The following is a 502-nucleotide window of genomic DNA, read 5'->3' as shown; positions in this document are numbered from 1 at the left end:
TCGTGGCGGCCCTGGACGGCTTCCACAAGCAGACGGCGCCCTCGGACTGGCTGGAGGGCCTGGTCAAGGCGTACGTCGGCGACTCGATCGCGAGCGACTTCTACCGGGAGGTCGCGGCTCGCCTCGACTCCGACACGCGCGAGCTGGTCCTCGCCGTCCTCGACGACACCGGGCACGCCGGGTTCGCGGTGGAGAAGGTGCGCGCGGCGATCGACGCCGACCCGCGCGTGGGCGGCCGGCTGGCGCTGTGGGCGCGGCGGCTGATGGGGGAGGCGCTGTCGCAGTCGCAGCGGGTGGTCGCTGACCGGGATGCGCTGTCGACGATGCTCGTGGGTGGTGTTGCCGACGGGTTCGATCTCGCGGAGGTCGGCAGGATGTTCTCGCGGATCACTGAGGCGCACACGAAGCGAATGGCTGCGCTGGGCTTGGCCGCGTAGCGCTCTGTGGGGGTGGGTTCGGTCGTTGCGCGGCTGCGGGTGCGTCGTGGCTTGTCGCGCAGTTC

Annotated in this window: 1 protein-coding gene; it reads left to right on the top strand. The window is 71.5% G+C overall.

All coding sequences use genetic code 11. The features are described from left to right. Positions 1 to 437: ferritin-like fold-containing protein (locus BEK98_RS44060; protein WP_244202239.1), on the top strand; the 437-nt coding region annotated here is incomplete at its 5' end. Positions 438 to 502 lie beyond the last annotated feature (65 nt).

This window comes from Streptomyces diastatochromogenes (assembly GCF_002242805.1).
In the GTDB taxonomy this organism is placed as follows: domain Bacteria; phylum Actinomycetota; class Actinomycetes; order Streptomycetales; family Streptomycetaceae; genus Streptomyces; species Streptomyces diastatochromogenes.
The sequence above is the reverse complement of the archived record's forward strand: the minus strand, read 5'-3'. Positions and strand labels throughout refer to the sequence as shown.